This is a genomic window from Curtobacterium sp. SORGH_AS_0776 (assembly GCF_031453355.1).
Classification (GTDB): Bacteria; Actinomycetota; Actinomycetes; order Actinomycetales; family Microbacteriaceae; genus Curtobacterium.
In genome coordinates this window covers 2527981-2550932 of the sequence record NZ_JAVIYU010000001.1, presented here as the reverse complement: position 1 = coordinate 2550932, position 22952 = coordinate 2527981, and the positions used below count along the sequence as shown (strand labels likewise).

General features: G+C 70.6%; 18 protein-coding genes. 6 read left to right on the top strand and 12 right to left on the bottom strand.

The genetic code is table 11. From position 1 onward, the window contains the following. Positions 1–47: 47 nt before the first annotated feature. The 4 genes from acnA to dut form a co-directional block, all read right to left on the bottom strand. Positions 48–2864: an aconitate hydratase AcnA gene (gene acnA, locus QE359_RS12565; protein ID WP_309779450.1), complete on the bottom strand. Its 2817-nt coding sequence runs from the start codon at positions 2862–2864 to the stop codon at positions 48–50. 129 nt (positions 2865–2993) lie between these two features. Continuing rightward, entirely contained in the window at positions 2994–3746 is a 753-nt protein-coding gene (locus QE359_RS12560) for a DUF3159 domain-containing protein (RefSeq protein ID WP_261647204.1), read from the bottom strand. Positions 3747–3771: 25 nt separating this feature from the next. Further along, the gene (locus tag QE359_RS12555) at positions 3772–4494 is read right to left on the bottom strand and encodes a DUF3710 domain-containing protein (protein WP_229086592.1); all 723 of its coding nucleotides are present in this window, start codon (positions 4492–4494) and stop codon (positions 3772–3774) included. After that, positions 4491–4982, bottom strand: a complete 492-nt coding sequence (gene dut / locus QE359_RS12550; RefSeq protein ID WP_309779449.1) for a dUTP diphosphatase — start codon at positions 4980–4982, stop codon at positions 4491–4493. The genes QE359_RS12555 and dut overlap by 4 nt, the downstream gene beginning before the upstream one ends. Positions 4983–5047: 65 nt before the next feature. Here dut and QE359_RS12545 point away from each other — a divergent pair, with 65 nt between their 5' ends. Further along, a complete protein-coding gene (locus tag QE359_RS12545) occupies positions 5048–5479 on the top strand; it encodes a DUF3093 domain-containing protein (RefSeq protein ID WP_070418804.1) in 432 nt (143 codons plus the stop codon). Between the two features lie 139 nt (positions 5480–5618). On the opposite strand, the gene QE359_RS12540 is transcribed toward QE359_RS12545, so the two are convergent. Next, a complete protein-coding gene (locus QE359_RS12540) occupies positions 5619–5918 on the bottom strand; it encodes a DUF4193 domain-containing protein (protein WP_031263038.1) in 300 nt (99 codons plus the stop codon). A 265-nt stretch (positions 5919–6183) separates the two neighbouring features. Between QE359_RS12540 and sepH the strand changes: the two genes are divergently transcribed. Next, positions 6184–7209, top strand: coding sequence for a septation protein SepH (gene sepH, locus QE359_RS12535; RefSeq protein ID WP_309779448.1), 1026 nt, complete (start codon positions 6184–6186; stop codon positions 7207–7209). A 24-nt stretch (positions 7210–7233) separates the two neighbouring features. Here the strand turns inward: sepH and QE359_RS12530 are convergent, their stop codons facing one another. Beyond that, the gene (locus QE359_RS12530) at positions 7234–8385 is read right to left on the bottom strand and encodes an alkaline phosphatase family protein (RefSeq protein WP_309779447.1); all 1152 of its coding nucleotides are present in this window, start codon (positions 8383–8385) and stop codon (positions 7234–7236) included. 26 nt (positions 8386–8411) lie between these two features. Between QE359_RS12530 and QE359_RS12525 the strand changes: the two genes are divergently transcribed. Next, positions 8412–10898, top strand: coding sequence for a DNA topoisomerase IV subunit A (locus QE359_RS12525; protein WP_309779446.1), 2487 nt, complete (start codon positions 8412–8414; stop codon positions 10896–10898). On the opposite strand, the gene QE359_RS12520 is transcribed toward QE359_RS12525, so the two are convergent. After that, the gene (locus tag QE359_RS12520) at positions 10840–13470 is read right to left on the bottom strand and encodes a type IIA DNA topoisomerase subunit B (RefSeq protein ID WP_396127735.1); all 2631 of its coding nucleotides are present in this window, start codon (positions 13468–13470) and stop codon (positions 10840–10842) included. The genes QE359_RS12525 and QE359_RS12520 overlap by 59 nt on opposite strands. A gap of 167 nt (positions 13471–13637) precedes the next feature. Between QE359_RS12520 and QE359_RS12515 the strand changes: the two genes are divergently transcribed. Beyond that, entirely contained in the window at positions 13638–13862 is a 225-nt protein-coding gene (locus tag QE359_RS12515; protein ID WP_070418799.1) for a hypothetical protein, read from the top strand. Positions 13863–13942: 80 nt separating this feature from the next. On the opposite strand, the gene QE359_RS12510 is transcribed toward QE359_RS12515, so the two are convergent. The 5 genes from QE359_RS12510 to QE359_RS12490 all read right to left on the bottom strand — a co-directional run bounded on the left by QE359_RS12510 (position 13943) and on the right by QE359_RS12490 (position 19835). Then, on the bottom strand, positions 13943–14716 hold the full coding sequence (locus QE359_RS12510) for a hypothetical protein (protein ID WP_309779445.1): 774 nt from the start codon (positions 14714–14716) through the stop codon (positions 13943–13945). After that, complete coding sequence (locus QE359_RS12505; RefSeq protein ID WP_309779444.1) at positions 14713–15972, bottom strand: MurT ligase domain-containing protein; 1260 nt, start codon at positions 15970–15972, stop codon at positions 14713–14715. Before QE359_RS12505 ends, QE359_RS12510 begins: the two co-directional genes overlap by 4 nt. Before the next feature lie 4 nt (positions 15973–15976). Further along, positions 15977–17245: an RNA polymerase sigma factor gene (locus tag QE359_RS12500; protein ID WP_309779443.1), complete on the bottom strand. Its 1269-nt coding sequence runs from the start codon at positions 17243–17245 to the stop codon at positions 15977–15979. Between the two features lie 192 nt (positions 17246–17437). Then, positions 17438–18757, bottom strand: coding sequence for a nitrate/nitrite transporter (locus tag QE359_RS12495; protein ID WP_070418795.1), 1320 nt, complete (start codon positions 18755–18757; stop codon positions 17438–17440). Between the two features lie 145 nt (positions 18758–18902). Beyond that, a complete protein-coding gene (locus tag QE359_RS12490) occupies positions 18903–19835 on the bottom strand; it encodes a PAC2 family protein (RefSeq protein WP_309779442.1) in 933 nt (310 codons plus the stop codon). Positions 19836–19911: 76 nt separating this feature from the next. Here QE359_RS12490 and QE359_RS12485 point away from each other — a divergent pair, with 76 nt between their 5' ends. Together QE359_RS12485 and lpdA are read left to right on the top strand one after the other, a co-directional pair. Continuing rightward, complete coding sequence (locus QE359_RS12485) at positions 19912–21390, top strand: leucyl aminopeptidase (protein WP_071295247.1); 1479 nt, start codon at positions 19912–19914, stop codon at positions 21388–21390. A 154-nt stretch (positions 21391–21544) separates the two neighbouring features. After that, positions 21545–22918 carry a dihydrolipoyl dehydrogenase gene (lpdA, locus tag QE359_RS12480; protein WP_070418792.1) on the top strand — a complete coding sequence of 458 codons (1374 nt, stop codon included), beginning with the start codon at positions 21545–21547 and terminating at the stop codon, positions 22916–22918. Positions 22919–22952: the final 34 nt, after the last annotated feature.

The following is a 22952-nucleotide window of genomic DNA, read 5'->3' as shown; positions in this document are numbered from 1 at the left end:
GCGCGGTGCCAGCTGGCACCGCGCCTCCTGTCCGTCGGACGGGTGCGTCAGACGAGCGACCGCAGCACGTACTGCAGGATGCCGCCGTTGCGGTAGTAGTCCGCCTCACCCGGGGTGTCGATGCGGACGACCGCGTCGAACTCGATCGTCTCCTTGCCGGCGGGCGAGTGCTCGCTCGGCGTGGCCGTGACGTGCACCGTCTTGGGCGTACGGCCCTCGTTCAGCTCGGTCAGGCCGGAGATCGAGACGACCTCGGTGCCGTCGAGCCCGAGGGACTCGACCGACTCGCCGGCGGGGAACTGCAGCGGCACGACGCCCATGCCGATGAGGTTCGAGCGGTGGATGCGCTCGAAGCTCTCGGTGATGACCGCGCGGACGCCGAGCAGGTTCGTGCCCTTCGCCGCCCAGTCGCGGGACGAACCGGAGCCGTACTCCTTGCCACCGAAGATGACGAGCGGGATGCCCTGCTCCTGGTAGTGCTGCGAGGCGTCGTAGATGAACGACTGCGCACCGTCCGGCGTCGTGAAGTCGCGGGTGTAGCCGCCCTCCACGCCGTCGAGGAGCTGGTTGCGGAGGCGGATGTTCGCGAACGTGCCGCGGATCATGACCTCGTGGTTGCCGCGACGCGAGCCGTAGGAGTTGAAGTCCTTGCGGTCGACGCCGTGCTCGGCGAGGTACTTGCCCGCCGGGCTGTCGGCCTTGATCGACCCGGCCGGCGAGATGTGGTCGGTCGTGACCGAGTCGCCGAGCTTCGCGAGCACCCGGGCGCCGGAGATGTCCGACACCGCGTCGGGCTGCATGGTCATTCCCTCGAAGTACGGGGGCTTCCGCACGTAGGTCGACTCGGTGTCCCACTCGAACGTGTCGCCCGTCGGGGTCGGCAGGTTCTTCCAGCGGTCGTCGCCCTCGAACACGGAGCCGTACTCGTGGGTGAACATCTCGGTGTCGATCGACGCGTCGATGACCTGCTGGACCTCGACCGCGTCGGGCCAGATGTCCTGCAGGAAGACGTCCTTGCCGTCCTGGTCCTGCCCGAGGGCGTCCTTGTCGAAGTCGAAGTGCATCGACCCGGCGAGGGCGTACGCGATGACCAGCGGCGGGGAGGCCAGGTAGTTCATCTTCACGTCGGGGTTGATGCGCCCCTCGAAGTTGCGGTTGCCCGAGAGCACCGCGGTGACGGCGAGGTCGTTGTCCTGCACGGCCTGCGAGATCTCTTCCGGCAGCGGGCCCGAGTTGCCGATGCAGGTGGTGCAGCCGTAGCCGACCGTGTAGAAGCCGAGCTGCTCGAGGTAGGTCGTGAGACCGGCCTTCTCGTAGTAGTCCGTCACGACCTTCGACCCCGGCGCGAGCGTGGTCTTGACCCACGGCTTCGCGGTGAGGCCCTTCTTCGCGGCGTTCCGGGCGAGGATGCCGGCGGCCATCATGACCGACGGGTTCGACGTGTTCGTGCACGACGTGATCGCGGCGATCGCGACGGCACCGTGGTCGATCGTGAACGGGTCGGCCCCGTCCATCGCGACCTTCGTCGGCTGCGAGGCCGTCGACGGGGCGCTCGAGACGTAGACGTGCTCGTGCAGCGCGGTGTCCTCGTTCGTGGAACCGGCGGCGATCGGGTCGGAGGCCGGGAAGGTCTCCTCCACCGCGTCGTCGAGGTCTGTCTGCTCGCTCGGCGTCGTGTAGTTGCCGAGGTCGACCTCGAACTGGGTCTTCGCCTTCGAGAGCTCGATGCGGTCCTGGGGGCGCTTCGGGCCGGAGATCGAGGGGACGACCGTCGAGAGGTCGAGCTCCATGTACTCGGAGTAGTTCGGCTCGACCGCCGCGTCGTGCCAGAGGCCCTGGGTCTTGGCGTAGGCCTCGACGAGCGCGATCTGGTCCTCGGAGCGGCCGGTGAGGCGGAGGTAGTCGAGCGTCACGTCGTCGACCGGGAACATCGCCGCCGTGGAGCCGAACTCCGGCGACATGTTGCCGATGGTGGCACGGTTCGCGAGCGGGACCTCGCCGACGCCCTCGCCGTAGAACTCGACGAACTTGCCGACGACCCCGTGCTTGCGGAGCTCCTGCGTGATGGTGAGCACCACGTCGGTCGCGGTCACGCCGGCCGGGATCGACCCGGACAGCTTGAAGCCGACGACCTTCGGGATGAGCATCGACACCGGCTGGCCGAGCATCGCCGCCTCGGCCTCGATGCCGCCGACGCCCCAGCCGAGCACGCCGAGCCCGTTCACCATCGTCGTGTGCGAGTCGGTGCCGACGAGGGTGTCCGGGTAGGCGTAGGTCTCGCCGTCGAAGTCACGCGTGTAGGTGACCTTCGCCAGGTACTCGATGTTGACCTGGTGCACGATGCCGGTTCCGGGCGGGACGACCTTGAAGTCCTCGAACGCGGTCTGGCCCCAGCGGAGGAACTGGTAGCGCTCGCCGTTCCGCTCGTACTCGAGGTCGGTGTTGCGCTGGAGTGCGTCCTCGCGACCGAAGAGGTCGGCGATGACGGAGTGGTCGATGACCATCTCGGCCGGCGACAGCGGGTTGATCTTGTTCGGGTCGCCGCCGATCTCCGCCATCGCCTCGCGCATGGTGGCGAGGTCGACGATGCACGGGACGCCGGTGAAGTCCTGCATGACCACGCGGGCCGGCGAGAACTGGATCTCGGTGTCCGGCTCGGCGTCGGGCTGCCACGACCCGAGGGCGCGGATCTGGTCCTCGGTGACGTTCTTGCCGTCCTCGGTGCGGAGGAGGTTCTCGAGCAGCACCTTCAGGCTGTACGGGAGCTTCTCGTGCCCGGGCACCGTGTCGATCCGGTGGATCGCGTAGTCGACACCCCCAACCGACAGCGTGTCCTTCGAGCCGAAGCTGTTGACTGCAGCCACTGTGCCGCCTCCCTGGTTGATCGGTGTGCCCCCATCCAAGCGGGGCGCGAGGCGTCCCACCAGCAAGGCAAACCTAAACCCGCCAGCCCGGGAAGGGCCGCGGGGAATTATCTCGATGTCGAGACAACTCTACACCCGGGTGGCGTCGCCCTCGCGCTTGAACACCGTCCGGACGAGCAGCCAGGTCACCCAGAGCAGGGCTGCGTAGAGCGGGACGCCCGTGATGAGCTTGATGCCGGCGAGCAGTTCCACCTGGGCGGTCAGGTAGAGCGGCACCTCGATGAGGAGCCGGATCGCGAAGAGACCGACCCAGAGCCAGGTCGCCACGGTGAGCACGCGGCGCTTCGCCGGGTCGCGACGCCAGTCCTGTGGGGTGCCGTCCTCGTTCGGCGGGAGCAGGAACCCGACGACCAGGCCGATGAGCGGCTGCCGGATCGCCAGCGTCACGAGCAGCCCGACGAGCCACACGGCGTTGATGACGATCCCGGGGATGAAGTTGCTCTCGGCCCGCCCGGTGATGAGCGCGAGGCCGGCGGAGATCGCCACGCCGAGGATCCCCGCGAGGCTCATCACGAGCGACTGGCGCTGCAGCAGGCGGAGCACCACGAACACGACGCCGATCGCGACCGGGATCAGGACGCTCGGGACGACCTCCTTCGTGATCGCGTAGACCACCAGGAACGCGAGCCCGGGCAGGACGGACTCGACCAGGCCGCGCACGCCGCCGATGGCCGCGACGAGGGCGTGCCCCGACGGCGCCTCGCCCGGAGCGACCTTGCCGAGCCCGGTGTTGGCGACGGCGGCACGCATCTGGTCGCTGAACGAGGGCAGCGCGTCGGGCGCGTCCGCGTCGGGACGGGTGGTGTCGTCGTGGTCCGGCACCGTGCCTCCTGGTTCGGGTCGCCGGTCAGATCGCCGACTGTGTCGACTTCGGCATGTGCAGCGGGATGAGGTCGCGCGGTGGCATCGGGGTGGTCCCGCGGACCACGACGACGCTGCGGAACAGGTCCTCGATCTCGGCCGCGTCGTCGGGCTGCTCGGCGGCCTTGCCGGCGATCACACCGCGCAGGAACCATCGCGGGCCGTCGACACCGATGAACCGCGCGGGGCGGGCCCCGTCGGTGACGCCCGTGCCGTCGGAGACGACCGGGACCTGGGCGCGGAGCTCGGGGCCGAACGGACCGTCGACCTCGGACACGATGCCGCCCTGGCGCTCGATCTGCTCGGCGATCTGGGCGCGGATCTCGTGCCAGAGCCCGGTGGAGCGGGGTGCGGCGAACGGCTGCACCTGCAGCGTGGACTCGTCGTAGTCGAGCCCGACCGCGACGACGCGCTGCGAGCCCTCCTCCACCTCGAGCCGCAGGTGGAGCCCCTCGCGCGGGAGGACCTTCACGCCGCCGAGGTCGACGTACGGACGGACCAGGTTCGCCTCGGTCTCGTCGTGCGGGCCGCTCTCGGCACGGTCCTCGGGCGCGGACTTGTCGGTCGGCGCGACGGCGTCCACCTCGTCGAGGTCGGCGTCGGCGTCGATCGCGATGTCGACCTCCGGCGTCGTCTCGGCCACCTCGACCTCGTCGGCGACGGCGTCCGCCACCTCGACCTCGTCACGCTTGCGTCGGCCGAACTTCATGCGCGCGTTCCTTCCTGAGCGTTGTCCGCGGCGCCGCTGACGGCACCGCTCCGGTCACCGTAGCCCGACGAGCCGAACCCGCCCTGCCCGCGGACGCTGTCGGGCAGCTCGTCGACGCGGGTGAACGACACGCGCGGGATCGGCATGACGATCATCTGGGCGATGCGGTCGCCGACGTGCACCTCGTGCGCGGCGGCCTGGTCGGTGTTGAGCAGCGCGACCTTGATCTCGCCGCGGTACCCGGCGTCGACGGTGCCGGGGGCGTTCACGATCGTGATGCCGTGCTTGGCGGCGAGACCGCTGCGCGGGACCACGAACGCGGCGTACCCGTCCGGCAGCGCGATCTTCAGGCCCGTGCCCACGAGCCGACGCTCGCCGGGCTGCAGGACGAACGCCTCGGTCGAGACGAGGTCCGCACCGGCGTCACCGGGGTGGGCGTATCCGGGAGCGTTCTCCCCGGTCCAGAGCACGTCGACTGGTTCGGTCACGTGTCGAGGGTAGTGCAGACCGTGACCGTTCCGTGACCTGCCCGGAGTCGTGATCGAATGGTGTCGTGACCCTGTACCGCGAACGACTGTGGGCTCCGCCCGTCCTCTACCTGGCGACGGCGCTCGTCATCCCCGCCAGCCTCCTCGTGTTCCTGCCCATCAGCGTGCTCGCCGGCGTCCTCGTGGCGGTCGGCATGTACCTCGGCGTGCTCGTGCTGCTCTGGGCGCTGGCTCCGACCATCGAGGTCACCGAGACCGAGTTCCGCGCCGGTCGGGCGCACCTCCCGCGGACGCTCGTGGGCGAGGTCGAGGGCTACGAGGGCGCCGAGGCCACCACGCAGCGCGGGCCGAAGCTCGACGCCCGCGCCTGGACGCTCTTCCGCGGCTACGTGCGCGGGGTCGTCAAGGTCGAGGTGCAGGACCCCGCGGACCCGACGCCCTACTGGCTGGTCAGCGTCCGCAACCCGTCGGCCGTCGTCGCCGCCCTGCGGTCCTGAGTCCCCACCTGCGATCCAGGAGGCGCGGTGCGGGCCCGACCCGCGCCTCCTGTCCGGCACGGCGCACGTCCGAACGCCCAGCGCACGCAGAACGGCCCGTCACCTCGCGGTGACGGGCCGTTCTGGTTTCGTGCGTTCCCTAGAGCGCCGCGCACTCCGCGCAGACCGGGCCGAGCTTCGACTCGTGGTCGAGCTGCGAGCGGTGCTTCACGAGGAAGCACTCGACGCAGGTGAACTCGTCGACCTGGGGCGGGAGCACGACGACGTCGAGGTCGACGTCGCTGAGGTCCTGTCCGGCGAGCTCGAAGCTGCCGGGGTTGTCGGAATCATCGTCGACGACCCCCGACATCTTGTCGGGAACGCGCTCCTTGAGGGCCTCGATCGACTCCGAGTCGGAGTTGTCGTCGGTCTTCCGGGGGGCGTCGTAATCGGTGGCCATGCCCATCCATTTCTCGTATCGAGAGGTCGTCGCCGGTGATCGGCGGCGACAGTTTGCACCACGTCTCGCCAGAGCGCAAACCGAAGTCTCCGGCGGGTCGTTCTGGCGCTGCAACCCGTGTACCCGCCCGTCCATTCCCGCTGTCCGGAAACGCTCGCACGGGAGTCCACGGCACGCCCGTGCGCCTCCGCGGGATCGGGTCCGGACGGCTGCATACTCACGGGGTACGAGGCACGACCGTACGCGACGCTCGGAAGGCGGAACCATGCAAGACGTGAGAGTCATCGGGGTGGAGTCCGGGGCACTCCTGCTCGCGACCGACGGCGGGACCGAGTTCCGACTGCCCGTCACCTCGTCGCTGCCCGGTCAGGTCCGGCAGGCGAACCCCGAGTCCGGTCCGCACAAGCGCGTGTCCCCCAAGGACGTGCAGGCGCGGATCCGTGGCGGGGCCGACGCCGCCGAGGTCGCCCTGGCGCTCGACGTCGATGTCGAGTACGTGCGGCGATTCGAGGGCCCCGTCCTCGCCGAGCGTGCCTTCATCCTCGACGCCGCGCACCGCGTGCCGGTCACCTCGGTCGACGACGAGTCGCCCGACACCTTCGGCGAGGCGATCACCGCCAAGCTCGAGGCGGGCGAGGCCAGCGGGATCGCCTGGGCGTCGTGGAAGCACGTCGAGAGCGGCTGGCAGGTCCGCGTGCACTACACCGCCGCCGAGGTCGAGCACGACGCCCAGTGGCGCTTCGACCCGAAGACGTCGACGCTGACGCCCGACAACGGCGACGCGCACCGGCTCTCGCACACCGAGGACGAGGGCATCGCGCCGCGCCTCCGTGCGGTCGAGAACGACCACCAGGACACCGACGGGACGCGGTTCGACTCCGGCGCGTTCCGGGTCGACGAGCCCGACGAGGACGTCACGAACCCCGAGGTGCAGGAGCGTCCGCTCCGCGCGCCGCTCCCCCGCATCGGAGCCGCCGTCGAGGAACGCGCCCCCGGCAACGAGACCGCCGACCTGCTCGAGGCGCTCCGCCGCCGTCGTGGCGAGCGCGAGGCCGCGGCCTTCGGCGAACAGCCGCAGGACGACGGACGACGGACCTCGATCAGCGTCGTCGACATCCCGCTGCAGGGGTTCGAGGACTCGTCGGACACCGCGCCGCAGCCGGACGCCCGACCCACCTCCGCCCCCGAGGCCGAGGCCGGGAGGCAAGAGCGCAAGAAGCGGAACCGACGGTCGATGCCGAGCTGGGACGAGATCGTCTTCGGGACCCGGCCGGACGACGACCCGGCCTGATCCCCGGCGACGCCCGGGCTCGTGCTACTGCGCGAACGCCCCGGCGAGGCGCAGCGGCACCATGGTCTCCTCGTCGGTCATCGCACCGTGCTGGCCGATCATCCGCTTCGGTGACTCGCCGTCGCGCAGCGCCCGGTCGTCGTTGAACGCCCAGGACCCCCGTGCCACGAGCACGACGTCCCCGATGCGCGGGACGACCTCGTCCGAGACGGCGCCGAACCAGCCGGCGGCGATCGCCTCGTCTCGGCTCGCGACGTACGCCTTCTTGCCGTAGCGCGCCCGGAACTGCCCGACGAGGGAGCGGACGTCGGTGCCCGGTGCGACCGTGAGCTGCCGGCAGCGCGGGTCGCCGGCGACCCCGACGACGTCGGTCAGCAGGAGCGGGTCGAGCGCGATGTTCGCGTGGTCGGGGACGTCGAGCACGCCGTGGTCGGCCGTCACGACGATCCCGACGTCGGCGGCGGCACGGGCCTCGAGCCGAGCGAGTTCGCCGTCGAGGAGTTCGAGCGCCGCGGTCCACCGGTCGGACTGCCAGCCGTGCTTGTGCCCGATCGAGTCGAGCTCCGGGACGTAGAGGTAGACGAGCGAGCGACCCGTCGCGGTTTCGGCGAGGGCGGCGTCGACGCGCTGCGGGATCGAGTCGGCCGGGACGTAGCGCGCGCTGCCGAGGACGTTGGCGGTCATCCCCGAGGAGCGGTACCGGGCGGGTCCGACCACCACGGGGTCGACGCCGAGCGCCAGCGCCTCGGTGAACAGCGTGCGGGCGAGCAACCAGTCGGTCGGGACCTCGTCGTCCCAGCCGCTCAGCAGGTTCATCACCCGGCCGGTGTCGGGGTTCCAGCCGCTGTACCCGACCACGCCGTGGGTGCCGGGCGACCGACCGGTCGTCAGCGTGCTCAGTGCGGCCGCCGTCGTCGTCGGGAAGCCGCTGCGCAGTCGCTTCTTGCCCGCGGCGAGCCAGCGGGCGTGTCCGGCGCGCGCTGCCAGCGCGCCGGCACCGAGGCCGTCGACCAGCACGACGATCGCGGAACGGGCGGGGCGGAGGGTGATCCGCGCCTCCAGTCCGGTGGAACGCAACCAGGCGTCGTCCGCAGCGCCGAGCGCGACGAGGCAACTCGGGAAGACGTCGGCGAGGTTCGCGGTGGCGTCGGGGGCCGTCGGTACGCTTGTTCCCATCTCCCCCAGTCTCGCAGAAGGGTGCCATGGCACGCACGGAAGCAGTCGGCCTGCCCGACGGTGAACGCATCGAGGACGTCGACGTCTCCGAGGAGATGCAGGGCTCCTTCCTCGAGTACGCGTACTCCGTCATCTACTCACGGGCACTCCCCGACGCACGCGACGGCCTGAAGCCCGTGCAGCGGCGCATCCTCTACCAGATGGCCGAGATGGGGCTCCGACCCGACCGCGGCCACGTGAAGAGCGCCCGCGTCACCGGTGAGGTGATGGGCAAGCTGCACCCGCACGGCGACGGCGCGATCTACGACGCCCTCGTGCGCATGGCGCAGCCGTTCACGATGCGCGTGCCGCTCGTCGACGGACACGGCAACTTCGGCTCGCTCGACGACGGACCCGCGGCCGCCCGCTACACCGAAGCCCGCCTCGCCGAACCGTCGATGGCCATGACCGAGGGCCTGGGCGAGGACGTCGTCGACTTCGTCCCGAACTACGACAACCAGATCATGCAGCCGGGCGTGCTGCCCGCGGCGTTCCCGAACCTGCTCGTCAACGGCGCGTCGGGCATCGCGGTCGGCATGGCGACGAACATGGCGCCGCACAACCTCGGCGAGGTGGTCGAGGCGGCGAAGCACCTGCTCATGAACCCGCAGGCGACGCTCGACGAACTGATGGAGTTCGTGCCGGGCCCCGACCTGCCGTCCGGCGGCACCATCGTCGGGCTCTCCGGCGTGCGCGACGCCTACGCCAGCGGTCGCGGCTCGTTCCGGACGCGCGCGAAGGTGAGCGTCGAGAACCTCACCCCGCGCAAGGTCGGCCTCGTGGTCACCGAGCTGCCGTACCTGGTCGGCCCGGAACGCGTGATCGAGAAGATCAAGGACGGCGTCCAGTCGAAGAAGCTCGTCGGCATCTCCGACGTGAACGACCTGACCGACCGCAACCACGGGCTCCGGCTCGTCATCGGCATCAAGAGCGGCTTCAACCCCACCGCCGTGCTCGAGCAGCTGTACAAGCACACCCCGCTCGAGGACGGCTTCGGCATCAACAACGTCGCGCTGGTCGGCGGATCGCCCAAGACCCTCGGGCTGCGCGAGCTGCTCGACGTCTACGTGCAGCACCGGCTCTCGGTCGTCACACGTCGGTCGCAGTACCGCCTCGCACGCAAGAAGGAGCGACTGCACCTGGTCGAGGGGCTGCTCATCGCGATCCTCGACATCGACGAGGTCATCGAGGTCATCCGCTCCTCGGACGACTCCGAGGCGGCGCGCTCCCGCCTGCAGACGGTGTTCGACCTGTCCGAGGTGCAGGCCGAGTACATCCTCGAACTGCGGCTGCGCCGTCTAACGAAGTTCTCACGCCTCGAGCTCGAGGGCGAGCGCGACCAGCTGCTCGCCGACATCGCCGCGCTCGAGGAACTGCTCGCGTCCGACGAGCGGCTCCGTGCCCAGGTCGCGCTCGAGCTCACCGAGGTGTCCGACCGGTTCGCGACCCCGCGCCGGGCCCTGCTCACCGAGGCCGACGCCCCGGTCAAGGGTGGTCGCAAGGCCGCGGTCGACCCGGAGTCCCTGCAGATCGCCGACTCCCCGTGCCGCGTGTTGCTCTCGACCACGGGGCGGCTCATCCGCGTCGACATCCCGACGTCCGAACTCGGCATCGTCCGGGTGCCGAAGCGGTCCAAGCACGACGCCGTCCGTTCGTCGGTCGTCAGTTCGGTGCGCGGGCAGGTCGGGGCGCTCACCTCGACCGGGCGCGTGATCCGGCTCTCCCCCGTCGACGTCCCCGCCGTGCCGCCGGCCGCGGTCCGGCTCGACGCCGGCGTCCGGGTGACGGACTTCCTCGGCATCGCCCGCGGCGAGACCGTGGTCGCCCTCGTCGACCTCTCCGGCGCCTCGTCGGACTCGCTCGCCATCGGCACCGTGCAGGGCGTCGTGAAGCGCGTCGTGCCCGGAGCGTGGCCGGACAAGCCCGAGTTCCCCGCGATCGGGCTGAAGCCCGGCGACGCGGTCGTCGGTGCCGCCCAGGCGCCCGAGTCGGACGACCTCGTGTTCATCACCTCGAACGCGCAGCTGCTGCGGTTCCCCGCGTCCGGCGTCCGTGCGCAGGGTCTCCCCGCCGGTGGGGTCGCCGGCGTGGCCCTCGCCGCGGGTGCCTCGGCGATCTGGTTCGGATCCGTCGCCCGCTCCGACGACGCCGTGGTCGCGACCGTCTCGGCGTCGTCCTCGGCCCTGCCCGGCACCGACACCGGGCGCGCCAAGGTCTCGGCCCTGTCGGAGTTCCCGGCGAAGGGTCGTGCGACCCAGGGTGTGCGGGCGCACGCGTTCCTCAAGGGCGAGGACGGCCTGACGGTGGCGTGGGCGGGCATCGCTCCCCCGCACGCGGTCGGGTCGGACGGCGCTGCCCGGACGCTGCCGGACTGGCTGTCGAAGCGCGACGGGTCGGGGGCGCCGCTCGACGCTGTCATCGACTCGATCGGTGGGAGTGCGGCGGCGCTCGACGGCACCGCCGGCGAGGCGTAGGCGCGCGGCGGCGGCGCGCGCGGCGCGCGGCGCGCGGCGCGCGGCGCGCGGCGCGCGGCGGACGCCGAGACTCGGCCCCGCGGACAGTCCTCGCGCCGTCGCGGCGCGAAACCGTCCGCCCAGCCGAGACTCGCCCTCGCGTGGCCGCGCCGGCGGCGACGTTTCGCGCCAGGCGACAGTTCACGGGGCTCTCGCCGCGTGAACGGTCGCCCAGCGCGTGAACACGCGGACGGGAGGCGCGGGACGGCCCCGCACCGCGCCTCCCGTCCGCCCATGGTGACGACCACCGGACCGCGCTGCGAACTTTCGCGCCCAGCGCGTGAGGACGCGCCGCACGGCGGCGCCGAGACTCGGCCTGGCGGACAGAACTCGCGCCGCCGCGGCGCGAAAGTGTCCGGTGAGGCGAGACTCGGCGGCGCCGCGCCGCCCCGCGCGCGCAGCGCGCAGCGCCGCCTACGCGTCGATACGGTCGCGGTCGAGGCCCTCGCCCGCGAGGATGAACTCCTTGCGCGGCGCCACGTCGTTGCCCATGAGCAGCTCGAAGACCTTCGCAGCACCCTCGGCATCGGTGATGTTCACCCGGCGGCAGCGTCCGGTGCGTGCGGTCCATCGTGGTCTCCGCCAACTGGTCGGCGTCCATCTCACCGAGGCCCTTGTACCGCTGGATCGGCTCCTGGTACTTCTTGCCCTGCTTCTCGAGCTTCTTCAGCACGGCCTGCAGCTCGGCCTCGGAGTACGTGTACAGCGTGTCGTTCGCCTTGCCGCGGTTGACTACGACGACCCGGTGCAGCGGCGGCACGGCAGCGAACACCCGACCCTGCTCGATCATCGGCCGCATGTACCGGAAGAACAGCGTGAGCAGGAGTGTCCGGATGTGAGCGCCGTCGACGTCGGCGTCGGACATGATGATGACCTTGCCGTAGCGGGCCTGGTCGATCTCGAACGTCCGACCGGAGCCGGCGCCGATGACCTGGATGATCGAGGCGCACTCGGCGTTCGAGAGCATGTCCGAGACGGACGCCTTCTGCACGTTGAGGATCTTGCCGCGGATCGGCAGCAGCGCCTGGTACTCGCTGTTGCGCGCGAGCTTGGCGGTGCCGAGCGCGGAGTCGCCCTCGACGATGAAGAGCTCGGTGCCCTCGGCGTCCTGCTTGCGGCAGTCGGCGAGCTTCGTCGGCAGCGAGGAGTTCTCGAGCGCGTTCTTCCGGCGCTGGGTCTCCTTGTGCGCCCGGGCCGAGATGCGCGTCTTCATCTCGGCGACGACCTTCTCGAGCAGGGTCGCTGCCTGGGCCTTCTCGGTGCGCTGGGTCGACGTGAGGATCTCGGTGAGGCGCTTCGACACGACCTGGTCGACGATCTTGCGGACCGCCGGGGTGCCGAGGACCTCCTTCGTCTGACCTTCGAACTGCGGCTCGGGCAGGCGGACGGTGAGCACCGCGGTCATGCCGGCGAGCACGTCGTCCTTCTCGAGCTTGTCCTGCCCGACCTTGAGCTTGCGGGCGTTCGCCTCGACCTGGGCGCGCACGGCCTTGACCACGCCGGACTCGAAGCCGGCCTGGTGCGTGCCGCCCTTCGGCGTCGCGATGATGTTGACGAAGCTGCGGAACACCGTCTCGTAGCCACTGCCCCATCGCAGCGCGAGGTCGACCTCGCATTCACGTGACACGGAGGTCGACACCATGTGGCCCTTGTCGTCGAGCATCGGCACGGTCTCGGTGAAGGTGCCGGTGCCCTGGATGCGCCAGACGTCGGTGACGGCGGAGTCGAGGGCGAGGTGCTCGACGAACTCACCGATCCCGCCCTCGTACCGGAAGCGCTCGACGACGGGACCGGGCTCGACAGGAGTGCCCGTGGCCTCCGCCCGCGCGGCCGCTGCCTCGATCGAGGCGGGCCGCGCATCCGTGATGGTGATGCCGAGCCCGGGCACGAGGAAGGCCGTCTGGCGCGCTCGGCTGATGAGGTCGCTGGTGCTGAACTTCGCGTCGGAGGTGAAGATCTGCCGGTCCGCCCAGTACCGCACGCGGGACCCGGTCACGCCCTTCTTCACCTTGCCGGCGACACGCAACTCGCTGCCGGAGGTGAAGGGGGTGAACGGCGCGTCCGGCCCGTCGCCGGCGAACGTGCCCGGCTCGCCGCGGTGGAACGACATCGCGTAGGTCTTGCCGCCCCGGTCGACCTCGACGTCGAGGCGCTCCGACAGCGCGTTCACGACCGAGGCACCGACACCGTGCAGCCCACCGGACGCGGCGTACGACCCGGAGCCGAACTTGCCACCGGCGTGGAGCTTGGTGAACACCACCTCGACCCCGGTCAGACCGGTCTTCGGCTCGACGTCGACGGGGATGCCACGAGCGGTGTCGCGGACCTCGACCGAACCGTCGGGGTGCAGCAGCACGCCGATCTCGTCACCGTGCCCGGCGAGGGCTTCGTCGACGGAGTTGTCGATGATCTCCCACAGGCAGTGCATGAGCCCGCGGGAGTCCGTCGACCCGATGTACATGCCCGGACGCTTGCGGACCGCCTCGAGCCCTTCGAGGACGGAGAGATGGCGTGCGGAGTAGTCGGAGCTCACCTTCCGATGCTAGCGATCCGCACCGACACCACCGCGCGGACACTCGGACTGGGGACAGCCGATCCGCGCTGAGCGAAACGGGCGATCACAATGCGCCACTCTCAGGCATCACGTGTTGAAATAGGTGGACCAAGCCGCACCACCTGCGATCCGTGAGGAGCACAGCAATGACCCAGACCGTGCAGGACCTCTCCATCGACGAAGTCAGCAGCCACCAGCTCACCGCTGCCGACCGTTGCGACAGCTGCGGCGCGCAGGCGTACATCCGGGCCACCATGGCCAGCGGTGAGCTGTACTTCTGTGCGCACCACGGCGCCGAGTTCAAGGACAAGCTCGCGGCGACCGCCATCGAGTGGCACGACGAGAGCAGCCGACTCTACGAGTCGAAGTAGCGCCCACAGACGCGAGCGCTGAACGGACAGGAGGCGCGGTGCCAGCTGGCACCGCGCCTCCTGTCTGTCTGCGGGTCGCGTCAGGCGATCCGCTTGAACGCCTTGTCGACGTAGCGGTCGACGGTTGCCCGCGCTTCACGCGCGTAGCGGTCGATCGACGCGGTGCGCTCCGGGTCCGGTGCGTACTCGCGGCCGAGCCGAGCGGTGACCGCGGCGAGGACGCCGTCGGTCAGCTGCGGGTTGAGCGGCAGGATCGGCCCCTGCGTGTGCGTGCCGAAGGAGTTGCCGACGATCGCGCCCTCGACCGGGGCGCCCGCCTGGTTGCCGCCGCCGGAGACGACGTCGGCGAACGGCCGGACACCGGCACCGAGTTCGATCCGCGTCGCGTGGTCCTCGAAGCCGGCGAGGCGCGTCGGGGCTCCGGGGAGCAGCGGGTACGCGGTCTCGAGCACGAAGTAGTTCACCCGACGCTCGGCGCCGCGGACGGCACGTGCGTCGAAGACCCCGAAGCCGGACACGGGAGCACCGTCCGTCGGCACGACCTCGGTCGTGGCGAGGTCGAACCCGCCGCCGACGGCCACCACGGGCACCCCGGTAGCGGCGAACTCGCGGAGCGGCGCACCGATGCGTGCGATGTCGTCACCGAGCGACCGCATCGCGCTGAGCGGTCCGTTGCCGATCACGACGACGTCAGCCGTGGTGGGGAGCTCGTCACCCGGCGCGTACTCGAGCACCTCGGTGGCGATGTCCGCGGCTGCGGCCCGACGGACCAGAGCCGCCACGTTGCCGCGGTCGCCCGAGACGCCCATCTGGCGGGGGTAGACGTGCAGGATGGTCAGCCGGTCGGCCGTCATGCGGTCTTCTCCATGTCCGGGTGGCCGAGGGCCTTGCGGGCGATCATCATGATCTCGTAGTTGACGATGAAGTTCTTCGTCCCGGAGGTCGTCGAACCGAGCTGCTCCATCTGCTTGATCGCGGCCTCGACGTCGGGCTCGACCCGGCCGATGCGAACACCGGCGTGCTCGAGGGCGATCGCGATCTGCCAGGCCTTGTCGCCGGAGACGACGTCGACGTGGTCGAGCTTCGAGAAGTCGATGTCGTAGATCCAGGAGATGTCCGGCGTGCCCTCGTCGATCGCCATGAGCACCTGTTCCGGGTGGTCCGGCAGGGCGTCGAGGTTGAGCTGGAGGCTCGCGGCGTTCTTGAACATCGTGAACTCGGCGGACTCGCCCGCGATGGGGAGTCGCTCACCGCGTCCGTACGCCGGCTTCATCGTGCCGAAGGCCGACGTCACGGCGTCGGCGCGGAACTGCGCACCGAGTGCGGCACTCGCCGTCGCGGTGGCCGCTGCCGCGTCGACGGCGTAGTGCAGCCCGCGAGCCGGCAGGCGGACGGAGATCTCGGCGCCGTCGAAGCGGATGGTCGCACCGTCGCCGGTGTTCACCACGACCTCGGCGTCGGCGACGTTCGGCACGGCGTCCTGCCGGTCGAAGTCGTCGGCGTTCTGCAGGCCGTTCGGTGCGGCGGCGACGACCTCGGCGCTGGCACCGAAGCGCAGCACGCGCTGGCCGTCGGTGCCGACGTAGGCGTCGAGGAACTGGTCGTCACGGTTGGTGATGACGTTCGCGGTCGACAGCGCCGCGGTGTCGAGCATCATCGTCGCGACGCGCTCGGTCTCGAAGAACCGGTAGAGCTGGTCGACCTGGACGTTGAGCATCGTCACGGTGGACGGCGACAGGATCCCGGCGAGCTCGACCGCGAAGGCCTCGTCCACCTCGAGGATGCCGATGTCCGCCTTGAGCTTGCCGGTCAGCGACACCTCGGACAGCAGCGCCGAGGCGATGCCCTGCGGCAGGTTCGCCCCGGACGGGTTCGTGAAGACCCGCAGCCCGTGCGCCCGCACGATGTCGGAGATCATGTGGGTCGTCGTCGACTTGCCGTTCGAACCGAGCACGAAGACGACGCCGTTCGGGAACTGCGCGGTGACGTGCTGGAGGAAGTTCGGCACCAGCTTGAGCACGATGTACCCGGGGTAGGCGGATCCCCCGCCCCGCGCACGTGCGAGGGCGCGGAGGATCCGCCCGACGAGGATCGGGATGACGAAGCGCATCGGCCTACTCGAGGTAGTCGCGCAGCGACTGCGACCGCGACGGGTGGCGGAGCTTCGCCATCGTCTTGGACTCGATCTGACGGATGCGCTCACGCGTCACGCCGAACGTGTCACCGATCTGGTCGAGGGTCTTCGGCTGGCCGTCCCCGAGACCGAAGCGCATGCGGATGACGCCCGCCTCACGCTCGGACAGCGAGTCGAGCAGGCTCTCGAGCTGCTTCTGCAGCATCGTGAACCCGACGGCGTCGGCCGGGACGACTGCCTCGGTGTCCTCGATCAGGTCGCCGAACTCCGAGTCGCCGTCCTCACCCAGCGGGGTGTGGAGCGAGATGGGCTCGCGGCCGTACTTCTGCACCTCGACGACCTTCTCCGGGGTCATGTCGAGCTCGCGGGCGAGCTCTTCCGGGGTGGGTTCGCGACCGAGGTCCTGCAGCATCTGGCGCTGGACGCGGGCCAGCTTGTTGATGACCTCGACCATGTGGACCGGGATGCGGATCGTGCGGGCCTGGTCGGCCATGGCACGGGTGATCGCCTGACGGATCCACCAGGTGGCGTAGGTCGAGAACTTGAAGCCCTTGGTGTAGTCGAACTTCTCGACCGCACGGATCAGGCCCAGGTTGCCTTCCTGGATGAGGTCGAGGAACTGCATGCCGCGGCCGGTGTAGCGCTTGGCGAGCGACACGACCAGGCGGAGGTTCGCGCCGAGCAGGTGCGACTTCGCGCGCTGACCGTCACGGGCGACCCAGCGCAGCTCGCGCTCTTCCGGCTTCGAGAGCCCGGTCGAGTGCTGCAGCTTGTCCTCGGCGAACAGGCCGGCCTCGATGCGCATCGCGAGCTCGACCTCCTGCTCGGCGTTGAGGAGGGCGACCTTGCCGATCTGCTTGAGGTAGTCCTTCACCGGGTCGGCGGTGGCACCGGTGATCGTCGTGGAGTAGACCGGCGCCTCGTCGTCGTCGGACTGCGAGATGACCAGCGCACCCGCGGCGACAGCTGCTGCGGCGTCCGGCTTGGTGTCCTTCTCGTCGGTCTCGGTGTCGGCGTCGTCGGTCGCGTCGGCCTCGGCGACCGGGGTCTCCTCGTCGATGTCCTCGTCGTCGTCGGCCTTCTTCTTCGCCTTCGGGGTGGCCTTCTTCGGGGCGGCCTTCTTGGCGGTGGTCTTGGTGGCGCGCTTCTTCGGCGCGGCCGTCCCCTCGGCTTCCGCAGCGCTCTCTGCTGCGGTGCCCTCGGGCTCGGTGTCCTTCGTGGGATCGATCGTCGTGCTCCGGGCAGCCATGCGATCACCTCTCTCGTCGTGCCACGTTCGTGGGGTCGTGGCCTCCCTCGCCGCCCAGGGCCTGCGCCGCGGTCTCCCGCGTCATCAGGTCCTACCGTTCCGGGCAGCACTAGGACCCATGTCAAGTCCCCCGGTTTCTGCGGCGCACTGGAGTGCTCCGAGACACAGGAGGCCCGAACGGGTCCGCGTTCATTATTGCACGCTCCGCTTCCGCAGGCGCGCAACGAGTGCAACCCAGAGCGGCCCCACCCGTATTCCGTCCTGGGCGTGCAGCACCCGGCGCGTGCGACGACGGGCGTGCAGCAGCATCACGACGCCGATCCCGACCACGACGTACTGCACGGTGAGGGCCAGCCGGAAATTCGTCCACGCGAACACGGTCTGCCCCGACGCCGACGACGCGAGGTCGAGGATCGTGCCGATCAGGAACATCATCACGAACGCGGCGAGGAACCCGCCGACGTTGACCACGCCGTTCGCCGACCCGAGGGAGCCGACGGGGTTGAAGGACCGCGCGAAGTCGAACCCGATGAGCGACCCCGGCCCGCCGATCCCCATCACGACGACGAGCACGACGAGCAACCACGTGGGCGGCTGTCCGGGCCACACGAGCACGGCGGTCCACACCACGGCGAGGGCGACGACGATCCCGAGCACCAGGTTCGACCGCCGCAGCGGGAACCGGGCGCAGAGCACGCCGAGCACCGGCCCGACGACGAACCCGGTGACGACGATCACGGTGAGGAAGCCGGCCGCCTCGGACGGGGAGTACCCCAGCCCGCGCAGCATCGGGACGCCCCACAGCAGCGAGAAGACCGTTCCGGAGGACTGCGTGACGTAGTGGGACCAGAAGCCGAGCTGGGTACCGGGACGCCGCAGCGCGTGCCCGAAGGTGTGGAACGCGCCCCGCCAGGTGTGCGGCAGCGGGATCGTGTCGGTACGGACCGGCACGGGGCCGTTCCGGACGAAGACGAACGCCAGCACGAGGCCGACGGCACTCGCGGCCGCGGCGACGCCGAACGCCGGCGACCACCCCGCGGTGTGCAGCAGCACGGCGAAGGGGAACGCCGACAGGATCTGCCCGACCTGTCCGAGGTTGCCGGTCCACTGCGAGATCTGCGGCAGGATCGGCCCGCTGAACCACATCGGCACGAGGCGGATCACGGAGATGAAGGTCATCGCGTCCCCGGCGCCGACGAGCACACGCCCCGCGATCGCCGGCCCGATGGTGGGCGACACCGCCACCACGGCCTGGCCGGCGACGAGCAGCGCGGCCCCCAGCAGCACGAGTCGGCGCGGCCCGACGCGGTCGAGGGCGATCCCCACCGGGATCTGGAGTCCGGCGTAGACGGCGATCTGCACGACCGCGAGCGTCGACAGCACCGCCGCCGACACCGCGAAGCGGTCCTGCGCGTCGACCCCGGAGACCCCGAGCGAGGACCGCTGCACGACCGCGAGGACGTACGCGAGCACCGCGACGCCCCACACGAGGAAGGCGCGGCGGGAGTTCACGTCACCAGGCTAGCGGGGGCGGCACCGCCGCCAGGACGGGCTGTGGAGAACGTGACGAGCGGGGCGGACGGGTGTCGCGCCTCCCGTCCGACGGCCCAGGAGGCGCGACCCGCCTCCGCCATGTCGGTGCGGCTGGTCGGTACGGCTAGTCGCCGCTCGCGTCGCCGTCGGTGCGGCGGTCCGCCAGGAAGCGTTCCAGCTCCGCGGCGATCGCGTCTGCAGTGGGGACCTGCCCGTCGACGCCGGTGAGCGGCGACGCGATCGGGTTGCCCTCCATGTAGGTGTCGTGCCGTTCCTCGAGCACCCCGACCAGACGCTGCAGCTCCTCGTTGCCGGCGACCTGCTCGTCGACGCGGGTGCGGAACTCGCGTCCTTCTTCGCGCAGCTCGTCGGAGGGGAAGATGAGGCCGGTGGCAGCGGAGATGCCGGAGAGCGCCGCGACGGCGGCGTCCGGGAACTCGGTGTCGGACAGGTAGTGCGGGACGAGCAGGACGAGTCCGGTGACCTGTTCGCCGAGCTCGGACAGCCGGTGCTCGACGAGGTGCAGGACGTTCGCGGGCGCCTGGGTCTCGGGCTTCCAGACGCTCATCTGCTCGACGAGGTCGGCGCGCGTGCCGGAGACGGTGAGGCTGATCGGGCGCGTGTGCGGGACGGGCATCGGGATCGACTGGACCCACGTGGTGTCGGCGACCCGGAGCTGGGCGGCGAGGTCGGTGACCGCGCGGACAAAGCGGTTCCACTGGAAGTCTGGCTCGTACCCGGAGAGGAAGAGGAACGGCTGGCCGATCTCGTCGCGCACGAGGTGCAGTCGGAGCCGCGGGGGCTCGACGGCGGCGATGTGGTCGTGCTCGAAGGTGATCACCGGGCGGCGTGCACGCCAGTCGAGCAGGACGTCCGGGTCGAACTCGGCGACGAGCTCCGTCTCGAGGTCGTCCAGGACGGCGGCCGTCACCTGCGCCACGGCCGAGCCGGCGTCGGCGAACCCGGTGAGTCCGGCGACCAGGTGCAGCCCCTCGGGGACGGACGGCGCGTCCTCGGCGAAGGTGTAGAGCTCCTCGGGGTGGTTCACCGTCCCCATGCTAGGCGGGGAGCCGGTGTCCCCCGGTGCCGGGCGACCACGCCGACAGCGAACACCTGCTGGATAGGGTTGGGGCATGGTCCGACCGACGCTCTCCACCGACTCCTCCGCTCCCGCCTCGATCTCCGCCGACGTCCTCGTGCTCGGTGTCCGGCCCGGGTCCGACGGCGCTCCCGCGACCATCGCGACGCCGGCCACGACGCCGTTCTCCGCGCTGGACGGCATCGACCTCGCCGCCATCGGTGCGACCGGTGCGAAGGACCAACTCGTGCGCATCCCCGCCGTCGGTGTCGACGCGCAGGGCATCGCGCTCATCGGGCTCGGCTCCGGCACCGACGCAGCGGCACTCCGCTCGGCCGCCGGCAGCGCAGTCCGCCAGCTCCCCCTCGCGTCGTCGATCGTCCTCGCGCTGCCGACCGACACGACCGAGCTCGTCGACGCCGCGCTCGAGGGCGCCGCGCTCGGTGCCTACTCGTTCACCCGGCACAAGGGCGCCGGCACGACCGGTCCCGCCCGCGGGGACCAGCAGGTGACCGTGCTGGCACCCTCCGCCGCGGCCGACGCCACCGTCCGCCCGGCGATCGTCGGCGACGCCGCCACGCTCGTGCGCGACCTCGTCAACACGGCCGCCGGTGACCTCGGCCCGGCGGACGTCGCCGACGTCGCCCGTGCGCAGGCCGAGGGGCTCCCCCTCACCGTCGAGGTCCTCGACGAGACCGCGCTCGAGGAGCAGGGCTTCGGTGGCATCCTCGGTGTCGGTCGCGGCTCGGAGCGACCGCCGCGGCTCGTCGTCGTCCGGTACGCGCCGGAGTCCGCGACGAAGCACCTCGCACTCGTCGGCAAGGGCATCACGTTCGACTCGGGTGGCCTCTCGCTCAAGCCGGCCGCATCCATGCTCGGCATGAAGACCGACATGACGGGTGCCGCCACCGTCCTCGCCGCGACCGTCGCCGCCGCGCGTCTCGGACTCGACGTCCGCGTCACCGCGTGGCTGTGCCTGGCGGAGAACATGCCCTCCGGCTCGGCGACGCGCCCCGGCGACGTCCTCACGCTGAAGAACGGCAAGACCGTCGAGGTGACGAACACCGACGCCGAGGGCCGACTCGTGCTGGGTGACGGCATGGCAGCCGCGTCGCTCGAGCAGCCCGACGCCATCGTCGATGTCGCGACGCTGACCGGGGCGCAGGTCGTCGCGCTCGGCGACCGCACCACCGGCCTCATGGGCAGCGACGACCTCGTCGCGCAGGTCCGCGCGGTCGCCGGGGCCGTTGCGGAGCCGATCTGGCCGATGCCGCTCCCCGAGGAGCTCGACGCCCGACTCGCGAGCGAGGTCGCCGACATGGTCAACGCCACCGTCGGCAACCCGGCGGGCGGCATGCTGCTCGCGGGCAAGTTCCTCGAGCGCTTCGTCGGCGAGGGCATCCCGTGGGCGCACCTCGACATCGCCGGTCCGTCGGAGAACAAGGGCGGCGGCTACGGGTGGCTCGGCAAGGGCGCGACCGGCGCCATGGTCCGGACGCTCATCTCGCTCGCAGAAGAGCTCCAGGCCAAGTAGTAGGTTTGACTCCGGCGGGACGGCGCGCTCGACGCGCCCCCGCCGGAAACCAACGGGACGGGACCGGAACCATGCGGTCCGACCGTCGGACGCCGCCGCCGCGGTGTCCAGTGGGGCCCGATCGGTCCCGACACGCACGAGGGAGTTGCACCAGGTGACGGAACAGACTTACGACGTCGTGGTCCTCGGTGGCGGCAGTGGTGGCTACGCCGCTGCGCTCCGGGCCGCCGAGCTCGGCATGAGCGTCGCGCTCATCGAGGGAGACAAGCTCGGGGGGACGTGTCTGCACCGCGGCTGCATCCCGACGAAGGCGCTGCTGCACGCGGCCGAGGTCGCCGACGCGACGCGCGACGCCGAGAAGTACGGCGTCATCGCCGAGTTCGCCGGTGTCGAGGTCCCGAAGGTCATCGAGTACCAGCAGGGCGTCATCTCGTCGAAGTACAAGGGCCTCCAGGGGCTCATCAAGGCGCGCGGGATCACCGTCGTCGAGGGCTGGGGCCGCCTCACCTCGCAGAACACCGTGCAGGTCGGCGACCAGACCGTGACCGGCAAGAACATCGTGCTCGCGACCGGCTCCTACTCCAAGTCGCTCCCCGGCCTCGAGATCGGTGGTCGCGTGATCACCTCCGAGACCGCCCTGCGCATGGACTACGTGCCGAACAAGGTCGTCATCCTCGGTGGTGGCGTCATCGGCGTCGAGTTCGCCAGCGTCTGGAAGTCCTTCGGTGCCGAGGTGACGATCGTCGAGGCGCTCCCCCACCTCGTCCCGGCCGAGGACGAGTCGATGTCGAAGCAGCTCGAGCGCGCGTTCCGCAAGCGCGGCATCGAGTTCTCGCTCGGTGTCCGGTTCCAGGGCGTCGAGCAGCACGAGAACGGCGTGGTCGTCACGCTCGAGGACGGCAAGACCTTCGACGGCGACATCCTGCTCGTCGCGGTCGGCCGTGGCCCCGTGACGCAGAACGTCGGCTACGACGAGGTCGGCGTCGCGATGGACCGCGGGTTCGTCACCACGAACGAGCGCCTCGCCACGAACATCCCGAACGTGTACGCCGTCGGCGACATCGTTCCGGGCCTGCAGCTCGCGCACCGCGGCTTCCAGCAGGGCATCTTCGTCGCCGAGGAGATCGCCGGGCTCAACCCGGTCATCATCGAGGACAAGAACATCCCGAAGATCACGTACTCCGACCCCGAGGTCGCATCGGTCGGTCTCTCGCAGGCCAAGGCCGAAGAGCAGTACGGCGCCGACAAGGTGGACTCGTACGAGTACAACCTCGCCGGCAACGGAAAGAGCCACATCATCGGCACGTCCGGTTCGGTCAAGGTCGTCCGTGTGGTCGACGGCCCCGTCGTCGGCGTCAGCATGATCGGCGCCCGGGTCGGCGAGCTCATCGGCGAGGCACAGCTCGCCGTGAACTGGGAGGCCTACCCCGAGGACGTCGCGCCGCTCGTCCACGCGCACCCGACGCAGAACGAGGCACTCGGCGAGGCGTTCCTGCACCTCGCGGGCAAGCCGCTGCACGCACTGTGAACACCATGACCACCACCACGAACCACCCCTGCGA

Bases quoted from the DNA above. Each gene is read 5' to 3' on its own strand.
- QE359_RS12515 (WP_070418799.1), top strand. From the start codon at position 13,638: ATGACCCAGACCGTGCAGGACCTCTCCATCGACGAAGTCAGCAGCCAC.
- QE359_RS12540 (WP_031263038.1), bottom strand. From the start codon at position 5,918: ATGGCCACCGATTACGACGCCCCCCGGAAGACCGACGACAACTCCGAC.
- QE359_RS12500 (WP_309779443.1), bottom strand. From the start codon at position 17,245: ATGGCTGCCCGGAGCACGACGATCGATCCCACGAAGGACACCGAGCCC.
- QE359_RS12525 (WP_309779446.1), top strand. From the start codon at position 8,412: ATGGCACGCACGGAAGCAGTCGGCCTGCCCGACGGTGAACGCATCGAG.
- QE359_RS12530 (WP_309779447.1), bottom strand. From the start codon at position 8,385: ATGGGAACAAGCGTACCGACGGCCCCCGACGCCACCGCGAACCTCGCC.
- QE359_RS12505 (WP_309779444.1), bottom strand. From the start codon at position 15,972: ATGCGCTTCGTCATCCCGATCCTCGTCGGGCGGATCCTCCGCGCCCTC.
- sepH (WP_309779448.1), top strand. From the start codon at position 6,184: ATGCAAGACGTGAGAGTCATCGGGGTGGAGTCCGGGGCACTCCTGCTC.
- QE359_RS12510 (WP_309779445.1), bottom strand. From the start codon at position 14,716: ATGACGGCCGACCGGCTGACCATCCTGCACGTCTACCCCCGCCAGATG.
- QE359_RS12490 (WP_309779442.1), bottom strand. From the start codon at position 19,835: ATGGGGACGGTGAACCACCCCGAGGAGCTCTACACCTTCGCCGAGGAC.
- QE359_RS12485 (WP_071295247.1), top strand. From the start codon at position 19,912: ATGGTCCGACCGACGCTCTCCACCGACTCCTCCGCTCCCGCCTCGATC.
- QE359_RS12555 (WP_229086592.1), bottom strand. From the start codon at position 4,494: ATGAAGTTCGGCCGACGCAAGCGTGACGAGGTCGAGGTGGCGGACGCC.